We start from the raw sequence: 18,228 nt of genomic DNA on the forward strand, positions 1-18,228 counted from the left end.
TTGACGCGGTAGGTGAAGTTGGTTGGTGCGGTCACGGTGCCTAGGACCCCTTTGCCGGAACTACCTGCAGGTAGATCGTCGTCAGCACGAAGTTGACGAAGAACAACAGCAGGAAGGTGATGACGACCGACTGGTTGACCGCGTCGCCGACGCCCTTGGGCCCGCCGGAGGGGCTGAGCCCCTTGTAGGCCGCGATGACGGCGGCGATCAGTCCGAACAGCAGCGCCTTGATCTCACTGATGTAGAGGTCGGGCAGCTGCGCCAGCGCTGAGAAGGACGAGAGGTACGCCCCCGGCGTGCCGCCTTGCATGACGACGTTGAAGAAGTAGCCGCCGACGACGCCGACCACGCTGACCATGCCGTTGAGCAGCACTGCGACCAGCATTGCAGCGAGCACGCGAGGAACCACCAACCGGGCGATCGGATCGACTCCGAGCACCTTCATCGCGTCGATCTCCTCGCGGATGGTCCGTGAGCCGAGGTCGGCGCAGATCGCCGATCCGCCGGCACCGGCCACCAGCAGCGCAGTGACGATCGGACTCGCCTGCTGGATGATCGCCAGCACGCTGGCGGCGCCGGTGAACGACTGCGCGCCGAGCTGGCGGGTGAGCGAGCCGAGCTGCAGCGCGATGACCGCGCCGAACGGAATCGCCACCAGCGCGGTGGGCAAGATGGTGACGCTGGCGATGAACCACGACTGCTGGATGAACTCGCGGAACTGGAACGGCCGCCGGAAGAGCCCGCGCGCGATGGCTGCGGTGAGCTCGGCGACCTGCCCGATCTGCCGCAGCGCGTTGGTCCCCGGCAGTGGCTTGGAGGTCTGCGACGTCACTCGTCATCCCGCTGGTACGAGCGGCGGGCGGACCCGTCGGAGGCGCCCCCGGTCGCGGCGGGAAGACGGACGGTGGAGTCCGGGTCGGCAGAGCCGGCGCTGTGCCGGCCGCCGTTGCGCTCGTCCGCACCCTCCGCGCCATCACCCTGGTAGTCCTGGCTGTAGCCCTGGTCCTGCGGGTACTGGTCCTGGTTGTAGCCCTGGTCCTGGCTGTACCCCTGGTTCTGGGAGTACTGGTCCTGGGAGTAGCCCTGGCCGTTGCCGGCCTGGCGGCGCTCGTACACCGCACGGTCCTCGTCGGAGAACGAGTCCAGGATCCCGCGCTGGGCCTGCTCGGGCAGGGTGTGCAGCATCCCCATCACGCGCTCGCGGCGGCGGTGCACCGCCTGCCGGTCCGGGCTGCCGGGAGTGGCCTCGATCTGCGGGACGATGCCGCGCACGTCCTCGCCCGAGCCGTCGTGGTGACCGGCGTCGGCCATGGCCTGCTCCTCGGCCATCTGCGACTCGTCCTTCTCCTCGCTCATGCCGATGGGGCCGATGCGGCGACCGTTGAGGAACTGCTCGACGACCGGCTCCTCGCTGGTCAGCAGCACCTCGCGCGGACCGAACATGACCAGGTGGCGGCGGAAGAGCATCCCGAGGTTGTCCGGGACGGTGCGGGCCACGTTGATGTTGTGCGTGACGATGAGGATGGTGGCGTCGATCTGGGCGTTGATGTCGATCAGGGTCTGGCTCAGGTAGGCGGTGCGCACCGGGTCGAGACCGGAGTCGGGCTCGTCGCAGAGGATGATCTCGGGGTCCAGCACGAGGGCGCGGGCCAGGCCGGCGCGCTTCTTCATGCCGCCGGAGATCTCGCCGGGCAGCTTCTCCTCGGCGCCACTGAGGCCGACCAGCTCGAGCTTCTCCATCACGACGTTGCGGATGTCGGACTCGTTCTTCTTGGTGTGCTCGCGCAGCGGGAACGCCACGTTGTCGAAGATCGTCATCGACCCGAACAGCGCACCGTCCTGGAAGAGCACCCCGAACATCTTGCGGATGTCGTAGAGCTCCTTCTCCTTGCACTGCAGGATGTCGGTGCCGTCGATGACGATGCTGCCCGTCTCCGGGCGCAGCAGACCAATGATCGACTTGAGGAACACGGACTTGCCGGTACCCGAGGGTCCCAGCAGCGCACTCACCTCGCCCGCAGGCAGCGTGAGCGTGACGTCCTGCCAGATCTTCTGACTGCCGAAGGACTTCGTCAGTCCCTCGACGGACACCTCGACGCCCATCGCACCTCCAAGGTCAACCCCCGCGGGGCACCACTGATCCCGGGGCAAGTTGCCCGAGTCACCAAGCCCAACGACGGGACGGCACAGTAGTTACTGACGGGTTCACAAGTGGTTCCTCGTTGCCCGCTGACAGAAGCGGCGAGAGCGGCCTCCACAGGTGGAGGCCGCTCTCGCCGGCAGGTCGGGCTCTCGCCCGGGTGCCCCTCTCCGCGTCAGCAGGACGCGGGCGAGGGGCGGAGAATCACTTGACGGAGACGGATGCGCCCGCGCCCTCGAGCTTCTCCTTGGCCGCCTCGGCGGCCTCCTTGCTGACCTTCTCCAGGATGGCCTTGGGGGCGCTCTCCACGAGGTCCTTGGCCTCCTTCAGGCCCAGGCCGGAGACGACCTCACGGACGACCTTGATGACCTGGATCTTCTTCTCGCCAGCGCCCTCGAGGACGACGTCGAACTCGTCCTGCTCCTCAGCGGCCTCGACGGGGGCAGCGCCACCGGCGGCGGCCACGGCCACGGGGGCAGCGGCGGTGACCTCGAAGGTCTCCTCGAACTTCTTCACGAAGTCGGAGAGCTCCAGGAGGGTCATTTCCTTGAAAACGTCGAGCAGCTCGTCGTTGCTGAGCTTCGCCATGGTGGCGGTCCTTCCTAGTCAGTTCTGCTGGGGATCGTGCGGTGTGTGCAGAGCGGGTGGTGCGAGCCGTCAGGCGTCGGCCGGTGCGTCGGCACCGGTCTCGGCGGACTTCTTGTCCTGCAGGGCGGCAGCCAGGCGGGCCATCTGCGAGACCGGGGCGTTGAACACGCTCGCGGCCTTGCTCATGTTGCCCTTCATCGCGCCGGCCAGCTTGGCCAGCAGCACCTCGCGGGACTCCAGGTCCGCGATGCGGTCGACCTCGTCGGTCGACAGCGCGCGGCCGTCCATGTAGCCGCCCTTGATGACCAGCGCCTTGTTCTCCTTGGCGAAGGTCTTCAGTGCCTTGGCTGCGTCAACGGGCTCGCCGGTGACGAACGCGATGGCGGTCGGGCCGACGAACAGGTCGTCGAGACCCTCGACACCAGCCTCGGCGGCTGCACGACGAACCAGGGTGTTCTTGGCGACGGAGTAGGTGGAGCCCTCGCCCAGCGCCTGCCGCAGCTTGGTGAGCTGGCCGACCGACAGACCGCGGTACTCGGTGATCACGGCAGCGCTGCTGCCGCGGAAGCTCTCGGCGATCTCCGCGACCGCGGTGACCTTCTCGGACTTTGCCATGCCTTGCCTCCTCTCTGTGGATCTCAGGTCCGCAGGTCGCCGGGAAACCGGCGCAGACATGACAAACGCCCCGGGCGCAGGGCGCACGGGGCGTATCTCGACAGCCGAAGCTGTCGCACCTCGTCCTCCTGCGCGGGCCGTCCGGTGCACTCCGGAACCTTCGCCGCACTCCTGGTGAGCGCGGTGACCTGCGGTCTTCGGTGGAACTGGGTGAATCCTACCTGACGTTTCCGGGGCGAACGACCACCCCCGCGCACACCTGCCCGAGACGCACAGGAGGGGCAGGCCGTCGGCCTGCCCCTCCTGGTGCTGCTGTGCGCTCCCGCGCCGCCTGAATCAGGCGGTGGCGGTCGCCGCGGTGTCGTCGGCGAGGAGGTTGCGCGTCAGCGCCGGGTCCACCGGGATGCCCGGTCCGGTGGTCGTGCTGACGGTGACCTTCTTGAGGTAGCGACCCTTGGCCGCGGCCGGCTTGGCCCGCAGGATCTCGTCGAGGGCCGCGGCGTAGTTCTCCACCAGCTGCTCGACCGGGAAGGACGCCTTGCCGATGACCAGGTGCAGGTTGGCCTGCTTGTCGACGCGGAAGTTGACCTTGCCGCCCTTGATGTCGGCGACTGCCTTGGTGACGTCGTTGGTCACGGTGCCGGTCTTCGGGTTGGGCATGAGCCCACGCGGACCGAGCACGCGGGCGATGCGCCCAACCTTGGCCATCTGGTCGGGAGTGGCGATGGCGGCGTCGAAGTCCAGCCACCCGCCCTGGATCCGCTCGATGAGGTCCTCGGCGCCCACGGCGTCGGCACCGGCGGCCTCAGCCTCGGCAGCCTTCTCGCCGGCGGCGAACACGATGACGCGGGCGGTCTTGCCGGTGCCGTGCGGCAGGTTGACCGTGCCACGCACCATCTGGTCGGCCTTGCGGGGGTCGATGCCCAGTCGCAGGGCCACCTCGACGGTGGCGTCCATCTTCTTGCTGGAGGTCTCCTTGGCAAGCCCTGCAGCCTGGAGCGGCGTGTAGAGGTTGTCGGCGTCGACCTTCTCGGCGGCCTGGAGGTAGGCCTTGCTGCGCTTCATGGTGCTGTCCTTCTTCTGTGGTCAGTGGTGGTTGCGGGCCGGCGCTGGCCCTCCCACCCGTTCGGGGAGCCGGAGTGGCTCGCTCAGCCCTCGACGGTGATGCCCATCGACCGGGCGGTGCCGGCGATGATCTTGGTGGCGGCATCGAGGTCGCCGGCGTTGAGGTCTTCCATCTTCGTCTGGGCGATCTCCTGGACCTGCGCCATGGTGACCTTGGCGACCTTGGTCTTGTGCGGCTCGCCCGAGCCCTTGGGCACACCGGCCGCCTTGAGCAGCAGTCGGGCCGCCGGCGGGGTCTTCAGCTTGAAGCTGAAGGAGCGGTCCTCGTAGACGGAGATCTCCACGGGCACCACGTTGCCGCGCTGGGCCTCCGTGGCGGCGTTGTACGCCTTGCAGAACTCCATGATGTTGACGCCGTGCTGACCCAGCGCGGGGCCGACCGGCGGAGCGGGAGTGGCAGCGCCGGCCTGGATCTGGAGCTTGATGAGCCCGGCGAGCTTCTTCTTCTTGGGGGGCATCCTGTACTTCCTGCGTTGCGGGGCAGCCGGGTTCGCCGGTCGCCACTGGTGTGGACTTGGTGATGTGGTGGCGCAGCCGAGCAGTCGCGCTGCGCGCACCCCTCTCCGAGACTAGTCCCGGATCAGATCTTGGAAACCTGGGTGAACGACAGCTCGACCGGGGTCTCGCGCCCGAAGATCGAGACCAGCACCTTCAGCTTCTGCTGCTCGGCGTTGACCTCGCTGATCGTGGCAGGCAGCGTCGCGAACGGGCCGTCCATCACGGTGACGGACTCGCCGATCTCGAAGTCCACCTCGATCGCCGGCTTGGTCGCCTCGTCCGCCCCCCCGGTCTTGCCGGTCTCCGCGGTCTTCTTGCGGTCCTGGGCGGGCAGGAGGAACTTGATGACCTCGTTGATGGTCAGCGGGGACGGCCGCGAGGTCGCCCCGACGAAGCCGGTGACGCCCGGGGTGTTGCGCACCGCGCCCCACGACTCGTCGTTGAGCTCCATCCGAACCAAGATGTAGCCGGGCAGCACCTTGCGGCTGACCTGCTTGCGCTGGCCGTTCTTGATCTCGGTGACCTCTTCGGTGGGCACCTCGACCTGGAAGATGTAGTCCTCCACGTCCAGGGTCTGCACCCGGGTCTCGAGGTTGGTCTTCACCTTGTTCTCGTAGCCGGCGTAGGAGTGCACGACGTACCAGTCGCCGGGAGCGCGGCGCAGGGCGGCGCGCATCTCCTCGACCGGGTCGACCTCTTCCTCGACGACGTCGGCGACGGCAGCGTCCTCCTCGGGCGCGCCAGCAGCGGCGTCGCCCTCGGCGACAGCGAGGTCGGTGTCCTGCACGGGGGCCTCGTCGGTCGCCTCGGGCTGCGCCGTGGCCTCGGCCACGAGCGCGTCGGCAGCCGCTACCGACTCCGGAGCCTCGGACTCCGAGGTCTCGACAGAGTCGGGCAAGCCGGCCTCGGGCTGGTCAGCCATGTTCTGGCCGCCCTCGGGGGTGCTCACGTGTGGACTCGCTTCCTCTCGTCATGTGCAGTACTTCCGGCTGGCGCCTGTCTCCAGGATCCACCGTCAGTCCCCGCCGCTACGGCCAGGTCGGCCGAGGTGGCGTGGTCGATCAGCCGAACACCGTCAGCACGGCCTTGGCGAACGCCAGGTCCAGCAGGTAGGTGAGGGCCACCATGAAGGCGACGAACACCAGGACGACGGTCGTGTAGGTGATGAGCTGGTTGCGGGTCGGCCAGATCACCTTGCGGAGCTCCGCCACGACCTCGCGGAGGTAGCGGATCACCCGAGTGGCGGGGTTGCCGCTGCTCGTCTTCGTCTGCTTGCTCGCCGCCGGGGTGGGTCGACCCTTGGTGCCGGCCCGCTCAGCGTCGGGCTTGCGGGCCCCAGCGGTGGCGGGCTTGCGGGTGGACCGGGCTGCCGGGCTGCGACGCTTGCCTGCCGGCCGTGCGGCCGCCGTGCTCACGTCGTCGGAGTCGTCCTCCGAGCCCAGCCCGGCCGCAGCGTCGGGATCGGTGTGCGAGTCACCTGCTGCGGCGGTGTCACCTGTCTCCGAGCCTTCTACCGGCTCGGGTGTGACGTCGTCGCGATCGTCGCTCACCGTCGTCCTCCAGTCGCTGCAATTCAGGCGCAGGGGCGACAGGACTTGAACCTGCAACCTGCGGTTTTGGAGACCGCTGCTCTGCCAGTTGAGCTACGCCCCTACGACCAACGCTCTGCGCCGGTCGCGCCGAAGCGTCCATGCCCTGGCCCGAGGCTCGCAGCATCCACGAGGTGGACACCTGAGATTCGGGCAGCACACGAACGCCCCAGAAACGTCAGTGTACGACACCACGGTGCTTGGATTCCAACTCGCACCCACTGCCTCGGGCGCGGACACCGGGCGGAGCGGCGAAACGGCTGGTCAGGCCAGGCGCAGCAGCGCGATGGAGCGGCCGAACACCCGCTGGCCCTGCACGGCGACCGAGACTGCGACGGTGGCGGTGCGGGCATCGGGGTCCAGCTTCTTGACCACACCGGAGATCTGGACGACCACGGCCTCGTCGGCAGGGACCACGACCGGGCGGGTGAAGGTGACGGAGTAGTCGAGCACGGAGCCGGGGTCACCCGTCCAGGCAGTGAGCACCCGGGCGCCCAGCGCCATGGTGAGCATGCCGTGGGCGATCACGTCAGGAAGGCCGACGGCCGTGGCGACGGCGGGGTTCCAGTGGATCGGGTTGAAGTCGCCGGAGGCCCCGGCGTAGCGCACCAGGTCGGCGCGGGTGAGCGGCACCTGCAGCGTCGGCAGCTCGTCGCCGACGGAGACCTGGTCGAAGGTGCGCACGGGCACGGCTACTCCTCGTTCTCTGCGGCAGTGCCGCGAGCGACGACGGTGGAGTAGGCGGTGACCACGGGTGAGCCGTCCTCGGCGTGCACCTCGGTACGGGTGGTGACCAGGTCGTTGCCCGCCACCACCCGGATGGCGTCCACGACGACGGTGGTGGACAGCCGGTCGCCGGCCACGACGGGACGGTGGTGGACGAACCGCTGCTCCCGGTGGACCACCTTGGTGAAGTCCAGGCCGAGATCAGGATCAGCCATCAGGCGCAGCTCGGCGCCCATGGTGAGGATGATCGGAAAGGTCGGAGGCGCAACAAGGCCCTGGTATCCCAGGGCCTGTGCTGCTGCCTCGTCGTGGTGGGCCGGGTCGGTTGCACCGACGGCCGTCGCGAACTCGCGGATCTTCTCCCGGCCGACCTCGTAGACCTCGTCGGTCCCGAACTGTCGACCCACGTAAGCCGTGTTGACGCCCACCCCGTGTCTGCCCTGCTGCTGCGGCGCGCTGTCGCGCGTCAGCTCAGCGGGTCTCGCGGTGGGTCTTGTGGGTGCCGCAGTTGGAGCAGAACTTCTTCATCTCCATGCGGTCGGGGTCGTTCCGACGGTTCTTGCGGGTGATGTAGTTGCGGTGCTTGCAGTCCTCGCAGGCCAGCGTGATCTTCGGGCGGACGTCAGTGGCGGCCACGGGGTGCCTCTCTTCGGTGGATCTGGGAACGAAACGGTCATGTCCATCGTACGTCTGCGCCGTGCGACAGATCCTTGGGTAGCGATGGCCGGACTTGAACCGGCGACACAGCGATTATGAGTCGCTTGCTCTGCCAGCTGAGCTACACCGCCATGCGGCCTCGGGCTGCGCCCTCGACCGCGACAGCCGAACAGCGCTGCCCTCGCGGGTGGCGGCTGATCCAGCGAGCCCCTTTACGGAATCGAACCGTAGACCTTCTCCTTACCATGGAGACGCTCTGCCGACTGAGCTAAAGGGGCGTGCCTCGTGGTGCTGGGCGTGAGCCGCGCACCGGGTGAAGCGGTGTGAAGATTACACAGACGGGTGCCGATTTGCGAAACCGGTCCCCCACTTGCCGGTCGCCAGCGTACCGACGACCACCGCAGAACCCGGCGACCAGCGACGATGCCCCAACCAAGCGCTTGCTACCTCGCGAGGGGTAGATTCCGGCAGGACGTCGACGTCCGTCCGGAGCACTCCGCCGCGGTCGTCGCAGAAACACGAGAAAGAGGCTGCACCCGTGAACGCAGGGCACATCAACGAGGCGTACATCGTCGACGCGGTACGCACCCCAGTGGGCAAGCGCGGCGGCGCCTTTGCCGCCACGCACCCCGCTGACCTGGGGGCCTACGCCCTCAACGCCCTGGTCGAGCGCAGCGGAATCGACCCGGGCGCCGTCGAGGACGTCATCTTCGGCTGCGTGGACACCATCGGTCCGCAGGCCGGTGACATCGCCCGCACCGCATGGCTGGCCGCCGGACTGCCGGACCACGTGCCGGGCACCACCATCGACCGGCAGTGTGGATCGTCACAACAGGCGGTGCACTTCGCGGCACAGGCAGTGATGAGCAACACCGCGGACGTCATCGTCGCCGGCGGTGTGCAGAACATGAGCGCGATCCCGATCTCCGCAGCGATGTACGCCGGCGAGGCCTACGGCTTCGGTGACCCGTTCTCCGGCTCCACCGGCTGGCAGAAGCGCTACGGCAGCCAGGAGGTCTCGCAGTTCCGCTCCGCGGAGATGATCGCCGAGAAGTGGGGCCTCACCCGCGAGCAGATGGAGGAGTTCTCCGTCGGCTCGCACGAGAAGGCGCTGCGCGCGCAGGCCGAGGGCCGCTTCGACCGCGAGATCGTCGCCGCCGGCGAGGCCACCGCCGACCAGGGCCCCCGCCAGCCCAACTGGGAGAAGATCCGCTCGCTGCCCACCCTGGTGCAGGACGGGCGGCTGACCGCGGCGCTGGCCAGCCAGACCTCCGACGCCTCGGCCGCCCTGCTCATCACCAACGAGCGGGGCCTGAAGACCCACGGGCTCACCCCGAGGGCCCGGATCCACCACATGTCGGTGCGCGGCGCCGACCCGGTGTGGATGCTGACCGCACCGATCCCCGCCACCGCACACGCGATGGAGAAGTCGGGCATGAAGCTCGACGACATCGACCTGGTGGAGATCAACGAGGCCTTCGCGTCGGTGGTGATGGCCTGGGGCCAGGAGACCGGCTACGACATGGCCAAGGTGAACGTCAACGGCGGCGCCATCGCCCTGGGGCACCCGCTGGGGGCCACCGGCGCCCGGCTGATGACCACGATGCTGCACGAGCTGGAGCGCACCGGTGGGCGCTACGGCATGCAGACGATGTGTGAGGGCGGCGGCCAGGCCAACGTCACCATCATCGAGCGGCTGGGCTGACCCACCCGCACCTGCCCCCGCCGAGCCCCCGACCACATTTGGTCGGGGGCTCGGCTGCGTCGTGGGCACCGATCGGCGCACCTGCTCCGTCTCCCCGCCGGAACAGGTAGACAGGACGCGTGCCCGGACACGTGCGGCGGTGGCTCCGCGAGCTCCCTGTGCTGGCGCGCGTGCTGCTGGGGGTCCTGCTGGCCGCTGCGGTGGTGCTCGGGCTGGCGCTGTGGCGCGGGCGGGACGTCACCGAGGCGGCCCAGCTCGCGGCGGGGATGGCGGTGCTGGCGGGCAGCCTCGCGCTGGTGACGGGCGGGCGGTGGCCAGGGGGGCGTGGCTAGCGGGACGTGGCCAGGCGACCTGGCTGGAGCACGCGATAACGCGAGCCAGAAATGACGCTCCAGAAATGACGCTGCGGGCCCCTCCCGGAGGAGGAACCCGCAGGTCAGACATGGTGGCAGGTGTAGGGTTCGAACCTACGTAGGCGATGCCGGCGGATTTACAGTCCGCTCCCTTTGGCCACTCGGGCAACCTGCCGTAACACTTCCTCTCCGCGACGCCGGCACTGGTCCGGGTCCCGCTTCAAGGGGTGCGCAAGGCAGACTACTAGACCTCGGTACGGGTCCGCCGCACCGGGGTAGGTAGTGCCAGTGCCGGCTCCGCGGGAGGTCCTCCCACGGCAGCCCAGTCGCTCGAGTGAGGAGCCCTTCATGGCCGATGCGTCCTTCGACGTGGTGAGCAAGGTCGACCGCCAGGAGGTGGACAACGCGCTGAACCAGGCGGCCAAGGAGCTGTCCCAGCGCTTCGACTTCCGCAACACCGGCGCCGGCATCGAGTGGGCCGGCGACGAGGCCATCACCATCACCGCGAGCACCGAGGACCGGGTCAACGCCGCCCTGGAGGTGTTCATCGAGAAGCTGGTGCGTCGCGGCATCTCCATGAAGGCCTTCGACGCCGGCGAGCCCACCGCGTCGGGCAAGACCTTCAAGATCACCGGCAAGCTGGTCGAGGGCATCGACAACGAGCACGCCAAGAAGATCACCAAGGCCATTCGCGACTCCGGCCTGAAGAACGTGCAGGCGCGCATCCAGGGTGACGAGCTGCGGGTGAGCGGCAAGAAGCGCGACGACCTGCAGGCCGTCATCGCGCTGCTCAAGGACGGAGACTTCGGCGTCGCCCTGCAGTTCGTGAACTACCGATGAAGGGGATCGTGCTGGCGGGGGCAGCGGCACCCGGCTGCACCCGATCACGCAGGCGGTGAGCAAGCAGCTGCTGCCGGTCTACGACAAGCCGATGATCTACTACCCGCTGTCGGTGCTGATGCTCGCCGGCATCCGCGAGGTGCTGATCATCTCCACCCCGCACGACCTGCCGATGTTCCGGCGACTGCTGGGCGACGGCTCGCAGTGGGGCATGGACCTGTCCTACGCCGAGCAGGCTGCGCCCAACGGGCTGGCCGAGGCCTTCATCATCGGCGCCAACCACATCGGCAGCGACGACGTGGCACTGGTGCTGGGCGACAACATCTTCTACGGCCACGGCTTCTCCGGAAAGCTCCGCGAGCACACCGCGGGCCTGGACGGCTGCGTGCTGTTCGGCTACCCGGTGCGCGACCCCGAGCGCTACGGCGTCGGGGAGATCGACGCGGACGGCACGTTGCTCTCCATCGAGGAGAAGCCGGCGAAGCCCAAGTCCAACCACGCCATCACCGGCCTGTACTTCTACGACGGCGACGTGGTGGACATCGCCAGCGGGCTGCGGCCGTCGCCGCGCGGCGAGCTGGAGATCACCGACGTCAACCTGCACTACCTGGCCAAGGGCAAGGCCCGGCTGGTGGACCTGGGTCGCGGCTTCGCCTGGCTGGACACCGGCACGCACGACTCCCTGCTGGAGGCCGGCCAGTACGTCCAGGTGATCGAGCACCGTCAGGGCATCCGGGTGGCGTGCCTGGAGGAGGTCGCGCTGCGGATGGGCTTCATCGACGCCGACGCGTGCATGGCCCTGGGCAGCGCGCTGGCCAAGTCCGGCTACGGCCAGTACGTCATGCAGGTCGCCCAGTCCTTCGGGGCGACCCAGCCGGCCTAGGGCCGCCGGGCGCCAGCCTCAGGGCAGCTGCTTGCCCGCCATCCGCTGCAGTCGCTCGATGCGCTCCGCGATGGGCGGGTGGGTGGAGAACAGCCGTGCCGCCCGGTCGCCCACCCGGAACGGGTTGGCGATCATCAGGTGAGACTGGCTGGTGAGCGCGGGCTCGGGCGGCAGGGGGCCGCCTGGGTGCCCAGCTCCAGCTTGCGCAGGGCCGAGGCCAGGGCCAGCGGGTCGCCGGTGAGCTCGGCGCCGGAGGCGTCGGCCTGGTACTCCCGGGAGCGCGACACCGCCATCTGCACCACGCCGGCGGCGATGGGGCCGAGCAGCGACACCAGGATCATCACCAGCGGGTTGGGGCGGTTGCCGCCGTTGCCGCCGAAGAAGCTGGAGAACATCGCCATGTTGGCCAGCCCGGTGATGACCGAGGCCAGCGCGCCGGCCACCGAGGAGATGAGGATGTCGCGGTTGTACACGTGCGACAGCTCGTGGCCCAGCACTGCTCGCAGCTCCCGGTCGTCGAGCAGCTGCAGGATCCCGGTGGTGCAGCAGACCGCGGCGTGCCGGGGGTTGCGGCCGGTGGCGAACGCGTTGGGTGCCACGGTGGGGCTGACGTAGAGCCGCGGCATCGGCTGGTGCGCCACGGTGGCGAGCTCGCGGACGATGGCGTACATCCGCGGCTGCTCCGCCTCGGTGACCGGCCGGGCGTGCATGGCCTTGAGCGCCAGGGTGTCGCTGCGGAAGTAGACGTAGGCGTTCATTCCCACCGCGAACACCACCGCGACGAGCAGCGCGGTGCGGCCGAAGAGCCCGCCGACCAGCACGATGAGCGCGGACATCGCACCCAGCAGCAGGGCCGTCTTCAGTCCGTTGGCGTGCCGGTGCATCCTGCCCAGTCCCTCCGTGTCCCCATGTCTTGCTTGCTCACCACGACAACGCCGGGTCGCAGGCGTCAGTTCCCTGGTGGGGGCACCTGCGCCACCAGCTCGGCCAGCACGTCGCGCTCGGCCACCAGCTCCACCACGGCGGCGCTGCCCGCGGGGTCGACGCCGGGATAGTCGTGCGCCGGCGACCAGTGCAGCGCGTCGAACGGGCACGCGTCCACGCAGATGCCGCAGTACATGCACTGCCCGTAGTCGATGGCGAAGCGTTCCAGCACCGGCCGGGCCCGCGCCCGGGAGCGGCCGGCGGCGTCGCGGTCGGGCTGCTCGGTGCTGGACTCGATGTGGATGCACCAGTCGGGGCACTCGCGGGCGCAGATCATGCAGCTGGTGCAGTTCTCCGCCAGCAGCGCGATGACCCCGCGGGCACGATCGGGCACGGTCACTGCTGCTCCTCCCCGGGCTGCTCCCACTGCTGCCCCGGCACACCAGGGGCGCTGGCCCGACGGCGGCCGGCCGACGTGGGCGCGGCACCCTCCCCCGGCTCCATCCGGCCCGGCCACGGCCGCACTCCGCGCGAGGCGAGCACGGTGTCCTTGCGCAGCGGGTGCAGGCCGGCGCCGGGGGCCAGCAGCAGCGGTCGCAGGTCCGGGTGCCCGGTGACCTCCAGGCCGGCCATCTCCGCGGCCTCCCGCTCGTGCCACGCCGCGCCGGCCCACACGCCGGTGATGCTGGGCAGCTCACCGTCGACGGCCACCGTGGTGCGCACCAGCAGCCCGCGGCACCCGGCCGGCACCACCACGTGCGCGGTCACCTCCCAGCTCGCACCGCTGCCGCCGGGCCCGCCGGCGTCGTGCACGGCGAGGTGGTCGAACATGCTGCAGCCCAGCTCGTCGCGGGCGACGGTGGCGGCCCGCACCCACTCCGGCAGCGGCACCTGCGCGGTGTGCTGGTCGAAGGACTCGGTCACCTCGCCGACGCCCAGCGCCTGCACCAGGGCGCGCGCCAGCCCGGCGTCACCGACGCTCACGCCGCCGCCCGCTCCGCGAGGACCACCGGCGCCAGGGCACGCAGCCCGTCGAGCACCGCCTCCGGCCGGGGCGGGCAGCCGGGCACCGAGACGTGCACCGGCACCAGCTGGTCCACGCCCTTGGTGACGCTGTAGGAGTCCCAGTACGGACCACCGGTGGCGCAGCACGCCCCGATGGATACCACGTAGCGAGGTTCGGGCAGCCGCTCGTAGGCCGCGCGCACGGCGCCGGCCAGCACGTCGGTGACGGTCCCGGACACCACCAGCACCTGTGCGGTGGGCGCACCGGGCGGCGGCTCGGCCTGGGTGAGCGGGGTGCGGGAGCCGTCCTGCAGGGCCGCCATCACCTCCACCCCGCAGCAGGCCAGGCCCAGGTCGAGCACCTGCACCGTGAGCGCCACGCCTGCCACCTCGACCGTTGTCTGCACAGCGCCGAGAGTAGTGGAGCCGCGGCGCAGGTCCCTGGCGCGCGGGTGCCCGGCTGGCAGGATGCAGCCATGAGCCAGCCGAGCCCCAGCGTCGGGGTGCACACCGAGGTCTCCGACCGCGTCGCGGTGATCACCGTGAGCGACCCCGAGCGGCGCAACGCCCTCACCCTGCAGCTGTCCGAGGACCTGGCCGCGGCGGTGCAGGCCTGCGAGGCCGACGAGGACGTGCACGCCGTGGTGGTGACTGGGGCAGCACCGGCGTTCTGCGCCGGCGCGGACCTCAGCGCGCTCGGCGCGGCCAAGGAGGAAGGTCTGCGGCGCATCTACGCCGGCTTCCTGGCCGTGGCCCGGTGCACGCTGCCCACGGTGGCCGCGGTGAACGGCGCGGCCGTGGGCGCTGGGCTCAACCTCGCCCTGGCGGCCGACGTGCGCCTGGCCGGACCCCGCGCCCGCTTCGACGCACGCTTCCTGCAGCTGGGCATCCACCCCGGCGGTGGCATGACCTGGATGCTGCAGCGCGCGGTCGGTCCGGCCACGGCACGCGCCATGGTGCTCTTCGGCGAGATCTGTGACGCCGACGCCGCGGTGGCCAACGGGCTGGCGCTGGCCCGGCACGAGGACGTGGTGGCGGCGGCGGTGCAGCTGTGCGCCGCGCCGGCGGCCGCGCCCCGCGAGCTCGTGCTGGCCACCAAGGCGACGATGCGGGCCACGGGGGTGCCGGGCGCGCTGGACACCGACCTGCACGCCACCGCGCTGGCCGCGGAGCTCGGCCCGCAGGTCTCCTCGATCACGTCCCCGGAATTCACCGCCCGCCTGGCGGCGTTGCAGCAGAAGATCAGCAGCAAATCAGCTAGGCCACAGTGACACTGGTCACACCCGGTTGGACGGCGCGACGGCCGTAGGATACCCAGGAGCAGCACCTTGACCGTCCCACGTATCGTCGTGGACTGGTCCAGGTGGCCGGAGAGTACCCCGGCCTCGTGCGATGCAGGATGACGGCCCGGAAGGGGTCCCTTTCTCGATGACTACCGATATCTCGACCGACACCGGTCTGCCCCGTGAGACCCGCGAGATCGACCGCGTGGTCATCCGATTCGCCGGTGACTCCGGTGACGGCATGCAGCTGGCAGGCGACCGGTTCACCTCCGAGGCGGCAGCGTTCGGCAACGACCTGGCCACCCAGCCCAACTTCCCGGCCGAGATCCGGGCCCCCCGCGGCACCCTGGCGGGAGTCTCGAGCTTCCAGATCCACTTCGCCGACTACGACATCCTCACCGCCGGCGACCGCCCCGACGTCCTGGTGGCGATGAACCCCGCCGCGCTCAAGGCCAACATCGGCGACCTCCCCCGCGGCGGCACGCTGATCGTCAACACCGACGAGTTCAGCAAGCGCAACCTCACCACGGCCGGCTACGCGGCCAACCCGCTGGAGACCGACGAGCTCCACGACTTCGTGGTGCACCCGGTGGCCATGGCCACGCTGACCCGCGGCGCGGTGGAGTCGACCGGGCTGTCCAAGAAGGACGCCGAGCGCGCGAAGAACATGTTCGCCCTCGGGCTGCTGTCCTGGATGTACCACCGCCCGGTGGAGGGCACCGAGGCGTTCCTGCGGGAGAAGTTCGCCAAGATCCCCGCGGTGGCCGAGGCCAACGTGCTCGCCTACAAGGCCGGCTGGAACTACGGCGAGACCACGGAGGCCTTCGCCACCACCTACAAGGTGGCTGCCGCCTCGCTGCCCAAGGGGACCTACCGCCAGGTCACCGGCAACACCGCGCTGGCCTACGGCCTGGTCGCTGCCGGCAAGCGCTCCGGCCTACCGGTGTTCCTGGGCTCCTACCCCATCACCCCGGCGTCGGACATCCTGCACGAGCTGAGCAAGCACAAGAACTTCGACGTGACCACGCTGCAGGCCGAGGACGAGATCGCCGGCGTCGGCGCGGCGCTGGGTGCGGCCTTCGGTGGCGCGCTCGGGGTGACCACCACGTCCGGCCCCGGCCTGGCGCTCAAGAGCGAGACCATCGGCCTGGCCGTGATGACCGAGCTGCCGATGCTCATCATCGACGTCCAGCGCGGAGGCCCCTCCACGGGTCTGCCCACCAAGACCGAGCAGGCCGACCTGCTGCAGGCGATGTACGGCCGCAACGGTGAGTCGCCGGTGCCGATCGTGGCACCGCAGTCCCCCTCGGACTGCTTCGCCGCCGCCCTGGAGGCCGCGCGGATCGCGATCACCTACCGCACCCCCGTGCTGCTGCTCTCCGACGGCGCGATCGCCAACGGCTCCGAGCCGTGGGCGGTGCCCGAGGTGGACGACCTGCCCCGCATCGACCCCGCGTTCGCCGAGGCCCCCGCCGGTGGCGACGCCGCAGCCGGCGTGGGCCTGGGCAAGTCCGAGTTCGCTCCCTACGAGCGCGACCCAGAGACGCTCGCCCGCCCGTGGGCCATCCCCGGCACCGCGGGCCTGGAGCACCGCATCGGCGGCCTGGAGAAGTCCAACGGCCCCGGCGCCATCTCCTACGACCCGGCCAACCACTCGCTGATGGTCCGGCTGCGCCAGGCCAAGATCGACGGCATCACCGTGCCCGACGTCATCGTGGACGACCCCAGCGGCGCGGCCACGACGCTGGTGCTCGGCTGGGGCAGCTCCTACGGCCCCATCGGTGCCGCTGCCCGCCGGGTGCGCAAGCTCGGCACCCCCATCGCCCAGGCGCACCTGCGCCACCTCAACCCGCTGCCGGCGAACCTCGGTGAGGTGCTCCGCCGCTACGAGCGGGTGGTTGTTCCCGAGATGAACCTCGGGCAGCTGTCCATGATGCTGCGTGCGCGCTACCTCGTGGACATCCAGCCCGTCACCAAGGTGGCCGGGCTGGCCTTCCTGGCCGAGGAGCTGCAGGACGTGCTCCTGGAGGCCGAGGCCGGGACCCTGGCGGCGTCGGAGGCCGCCAAGAACACGGACGCGCGCGCCGCTGCCGCAACCACTGGAGAGGTTTCCGCATGACCGCCACTGTCGGCAATGACCTGGGACTGACCGCTCTCGCGGGCATCCCGACCACGGACACCCCGCAGAAGGCCAAGGACTTCACCTCCGGCTCCGAGGTCCGCTGGTGCCCCGGGTGTGGCGACTACGCCATCCTGGCCACCATCCGCGGCTTCCTGCCCGAGCTGGGCCTCAAGCGCGAGAACATCGTGTTCGTCTCCGGCATCGGCTGCTCCTCACGGTTCCCGTACTACCTCGAGACCTACGGGATGCACTCCATCCACGGCCGCGCCCCGGCCATCGCCACCGGCCTGTCGGTGTCGCGGCCGGACCTGTCGGTGTGGGTGGTCACCGGTGACGGCGACGCGCTGTCCATCGGCGGCAACCACCTGATCCACACCCTGCGCCGCAACGTGAACCTGAAGATCCTGCTGTTCAACAACCGGATCTACGGCCTCACCAAGGGGCAGTACTCCCCCACCTCCGAGGTCGGCAAGGTCACCAAGTCCACCCCGATGGGCTCGCTGGACAACCCGTTCAACCCGCTGTCGCTGGCGCTGGGCGCCGAGGCCACCTTCGTGGCCCGGGCGATGGACTCCGACCGCAAGGGCCTCGCCGAGGTGCTGCGCCAGGCCGCCGAGCACCGGGGCACCGCGTTCATCGAGATCTTCCAGGACTGCCCGATCTTCAACGACGGCTCCTTCGACGTCCTGCGCAAGGGCGAGGAGGCGCCGCACCGGCTGATCCCGCTCAGCCACGGCGAGCCGATCATCTTCGGCCCGGACGGCGAGCACTGCGTCGTCCGCGACGGGTTCAGCCTGAAGGTGGTGGACACCAACAGCGTGGCCGCGTCGGAGATCGTGGTGCACGACGCCACCACCGACAACCCCGAGTACCACTTCGCGCTGAGCCGACTGTCCGACCAGGACCTGAACCACACGGTCACGGGTGTCTTCCGGCGGGTCACCAAGCCCACCTACGACGACTCGGTCCGCGAGCAGGTGCAGACGGCCAAGGACGCCCGGCCCGGCGGCGACGAGGCCCTGCAGGGCCTGCTGTCCGGCAAGGACACCTGGACCGTGGCCTAGCAGCCCGACCACCCCGCACCACCCTGGACCGGCCCCCTCGTGGGGCCGGTCTATTTTTGTCCTGGTGAGCCACGACCAGCCCCGACCCGCGCGCACGGCGGCCCAGACTGG

At 70.0% G+C, this 18,228-nt stretch carries 21 protein-coding genes, 4 tRNA genes and 1 pseudogene; 7 read left to right on the forward strand and 19 right to left on the reverse strand.

The annotated features are described in order from the left end of the window. Nucleotides 1–40: 40 nt before the first annotated feature. From ELX43_RS14285 to ELX43_RS14350, 14 genes are all read right to left on the reverse strand, one after another. Nucleotides 41–790: an ABC transporter permease gene (locus ELX43_RS14285; protein ID WP_241249932.1), complete on the reverse strand. Its 750-nt coding sequence runs from the start codon at nucleotides 788–790 to the stop codon at nucleotides 41–43. A 38-nt stretch (nucleotides 791–828) separates the two neighbouring features. Further along, nucleotides 829–2,103, reverse strand: coding sequence for an ATP-binding cassette domain-containing protein (locus tag ELX43_RS14290; RefSeq protein WP_127784008.1), 1,275 nt, complete (start codon nucleotides 2,101–2,103; stop codon nucleotides 829–831). 241 nt (nucleotides 2,104–2,344) lie between these two features. Then, nucleotides 2,345–2,728, reverse strand: a complete 384-nt coding sequence (rplL, locus tag ELX43_RS14295; protein WP_127784009.1) for a 50S ribosomal protein L7/L12 — start codon at nucleotides 2,726–2,728, stop codon at nucleotides 2,345–2,347. A 69-nt stretch (nucleotides 2,729–2,797) separates the two neighbouring features. Next, the gene (gene rplJ / locus ELX43_RS14300; RefSeq protein WP_127784010.1) at nucleotides 2,798–3,343 is read right to left on the reverse strand and encodes a 50S ribosomal protein L10; all 546 of its coding nucleotides are present in this window, start codon (nucleotides 3,341–3,343) and stop codon (nucleotides 2,798–2,800) included. Between the two features lie 336 nt (nucleotides 3,344–3,679). Next, nucleotides 3,680–4,408, reverse strand: a complete 729-nt coding sequence (gene rplA / locus ELX43_RS14305; RefSeq protein ID WP_127784011.1) for a 50S ribosomal protein L1 — start codon at nucleotides 4,406–4,408, stop codon at nucleotides 3,680–3,682. An 83-nt stretch (nucleotides 4,409–4,491) separates the two neighbouring features. Continuing rightward, entirely contained in the window at nucleotides 4,492–4,926 is a 435-nt protein-coding gene (rplK, locus tag ELX43_RS14310) for a 50S ribosomal protein L11 (RefSeq protein WP_127784012.1), read from the reverse strand. A 122-nt stretch (nucleotides 4,927–5,048) separates the two neighbouring features. After that, nucleotides 5,049–5,888, reverse strand: a complete 840-nt coding sequence (gene nusG / locus ELX43_RS14315; RefSeq protein ID WP_127784926.1) for a transcription termination/antitermination protein NusG — start codon at nucleotides 5,886–5,888, stop codon at nucleotides 5,049–5,051. Nucleotides 5,889–6,027: 139 nt separating this feature from the next. Beyond that, nucleotides 6,028–6,516: a preprotein translocase subunit SecE gene (secE, locus tag ELX43_RS14320; protein WP_241249049.1), complete on the reverse strand. Its 489-nt coding sequence runs from the start codon at nucleotides 6,514–6,516 to the stop codon at nucleotides 6,028–6,030. Between the two features lie 30 nt (nucleotides 6,517–6,546). After that, nucleotides 6,547–6,619: transfer RNA gene (locus ELX43_RS14325), tRNA-Trp, on the reverse strand. 200 nt (nucleotides 6,620–6,819) lie between these two features. Then, a complete protein-coding gene (locus tag ELX43_RS14330; protein ID WP_127784013.1) occupies nucleotides 6,820–7,245 on the reverse strand; it encodes a MaoC/PaaZ C-terminal domain-containing protein in 426 nt (141 codons plus the stop codon). Between the two features lie 2 nt (nucleotides 7,246–7,247). After that, nucleotides 7,248–7,688, reverse strand: coding sequence for a MaoC family dehydratase N-terminal domain-containing protein (locus ELX43_RS14335; RefSeq protein WP_241249052.1), 441 nt, complete (start codon nucleotides 7,686–7,688; stop codon nucleotides 7,248–7,250). Between the two features lie 64 nt (nucleotides 7,689–7,752). Next, entirely contained in the window at nucleotides 7,753–7,917 is a 165-nt protein-coding gene (gene rpmG / locus ELX43_RS14340) for a 50S ribosomal protein L33 (RefSeq protein ID WP_127784015.1), read from the reverse strand. A gap of 79 nt (nucleotides 7,918–7,996) precedes the next feature. Beyond that, nucleotides 7,997–8,069 (reverse strand) — tRNA-Met (locus ELX43_RS14345). A 74-nt stretch (nucleotides 8,070–8,143) separates the two neighbouring features. Further along, nucleotides 8,144–8,216: transfer RNA gene (locus ELX43_RS14350), tRNA-Thr, on the reverse strand. Nucleotides 8,217–8,491: 275 nt separating this feature from the next. Here ELX43_RS14350 and ELX43_RS14355 point away from each other — a divergent pair. Both ELX43_RS14355 and ELX43_RS14360 read left to right on the forward strand, forming a co-directional pair. Next, nucleotides 8,492–9,643 (forward strand): acetyl-CoA C-acetyltransferase, encoded by a 1,152-nt coding sequence (locus ELX43_RS14355; protein WP_127784928.1) that lies wholly within the window; start codon nucleotides 8,492–8,494, stop codon nucleotides 9,641–9,643. Between the two features lie 119 nt (nucleotides 9,644–9,762). Continuing rightward, nucleotides 9,763–9,975, forward strand: a complete 213-nt coding sequence (locus tag ELX43_RS14360) for a hypothetical protein (protein ID WP_127784016.1) — start codon at nucleotides 9,763–9,765, stop codon at nucleotides 9,973–9,975. Nucleotides 9,976–10,086: 111 nt separating this feature from the next. On the opposite strand, the gene ELX43_RS14365 is transcribed toward ELX43_RS14360, so the two are convergent. Beyond that, nucleotides 10,087–10,171: transfer RNA gene (locus tag ELX43_RS14365), tRNA-Tyr, on the reverse strand. Between the two features lie 173 nt (nucleotides 10,172–10,344). Between ELX43_RS14365 and ELX43_RS14370 the strand changes: the two genes are divergently transcribed. Further along, nucleotides 10,345–10,836, forward strand: a complete 492-nt coding sequence (locus tag ELX43_RS14370; protein WP_127784017.1) for a YajQ family cyclic di-GMP-binding protein — start codon at nucleotides 10,345–10,347, stop codon at nucleotides 10,834–10,836. A gap of 55 nt (nucleotides 10,837–10,891) precedes the next feature. Next, on the forward strand, nucleotides 10,892–11,719 hold the full coding sequence (gene rfbA, locus ELX43_RS14375; protein WP_241249062.1) for a glucose-1-phosphate thymidylyltransferase RfbA: 828 nt from the start codon (nucleotides 10,892–10,894) through the stop codon (nucleotides 11,717–11,719). An 18-nt stretch (nucleotides 11,720–11,737) separates the two neighbouring features. On the opposite strand, the pseudogene htpX reads toward rfbA, so the two are convergent. The 4 genes and pseudogenes from htpX to nuoB all read right to left on the reverse strand — a co-directional run bounded on the left by htpX (nucleotide 11,738) and on the right by nuoB (nucleotide 14,055). Continuing rightward, nucleotides 11,738–12,603 (reverse strand): annotated as a pseudogene (gene htpX, locus ELX43_RS14380) (zinc metalloprotease HtpX). Between the two features lie 65 nt (nucleotides 12,604–12,668). Continuing rightward, nucleotides 12,669–13,043 (reverse strand): 4Fe-4S binding protein, encoded by a 375-nt coding sequence (locus tag ELX43_RS14385; protein ID WP_206518024.1) that lies wholly within the window; start codon nucleotides 13,041–13,043, stop codon nucleotides 12,669–12,671. Beyond that, nucleotides 13,040–13,627, reverse strand: coding sequence for an NADH-quinone oxidoreductase subunit C (locus ELX43_RS14390; protein ID WP_206518025.1), 588 nt, complete (start codon nucleotides 13,625–13,627; stop codon nucleotides 13,040–13,042). Before ELX43_RS14390 ends, ELX43_RS14385 begins: the two co-directional genes overlap by 4 nt. Continuing rightward, the gene (gene nuoB, locus ELX43_RS14395; RefSeq protein WP_127784019.1) at nucleotides 13,624–14,055 is read right to left on the reverse strand and encodes an NADH-quinone oxidoreductase subunit NuoB; all 432 of its coding nucleotides are present in this window, start codon (nucleotides 14,053–14,055) and stop codon (nucleotides 13,624–13,626) included. Before nuoB ends, ELX43_RS14390 begins: the two co-directional genes overlap by 4 nt. 69 nt (nucleotides 14,056–14,124) lie before the next feature. On the opposite strand from nuoB, the gene ELX43_RS14400 reads away from it, so the two are divergent. The 3 genes from ELX43_RS14400 (at nucleotide 14,125) to ELX43_RS14410 (ending at nucleotide 18,117) form a co-directional block, all read left to right on the forward strand. Then, on the forward strand, nucleotides 14,125–14,919 hold the full coding sequence (locus ELX43_RS14400) for an enoyl-CoA hydratase (protein WP_127784020.1): 795 nt from the start codon (nucleotides 14,125–14,127) through the stop codon (nucleotides 14,917–14,919). A gap of 157 nt (nucleotides 14,920–15,076) precedes the next feature. Then, on the forward strand, nucleotides 15,077–17,050 hold the full coding sequence (locus ELX43_RS14405; protein WP_241249071.1) for a 2-oxoacid:acceptor oxidoreductase subunit alpha: 1,974 nt from the start codon (nucleotides 15,077–15,079) through the stop codon (nucleotides 17,048–17,050). Beyond that, the gene (locus ELX43_RS14410) at nucleotides 17,047–18,117 is read left to right on the forward strand and encodes a 2-oxoacid:ferredoxin oxidoreductase subunit beta (RefSeq protein WP_127784022.1); all 1,071 of its coding nucleotides are present in this window, start codon (nucleotides 17,047–17,049) and stop codon (nucleotides 18,115–18,117) included. The genes ELX43_RS14405 and ELX43_RS14410 overlap by 4 nt, the downstream gene beginning before the upstream one ends. The last annotated feature ends 111 nt before the right edge of the window (nucleotides 18,118–18,228 follow it).

This window comes from Rhodococcus sp. X156, from assembly GCF_004006015.1.
GTDB lineage: Bacteria > Actinomycetota > Actinomycetes > Mycobacteriales > Mycobacteriaceae > X156.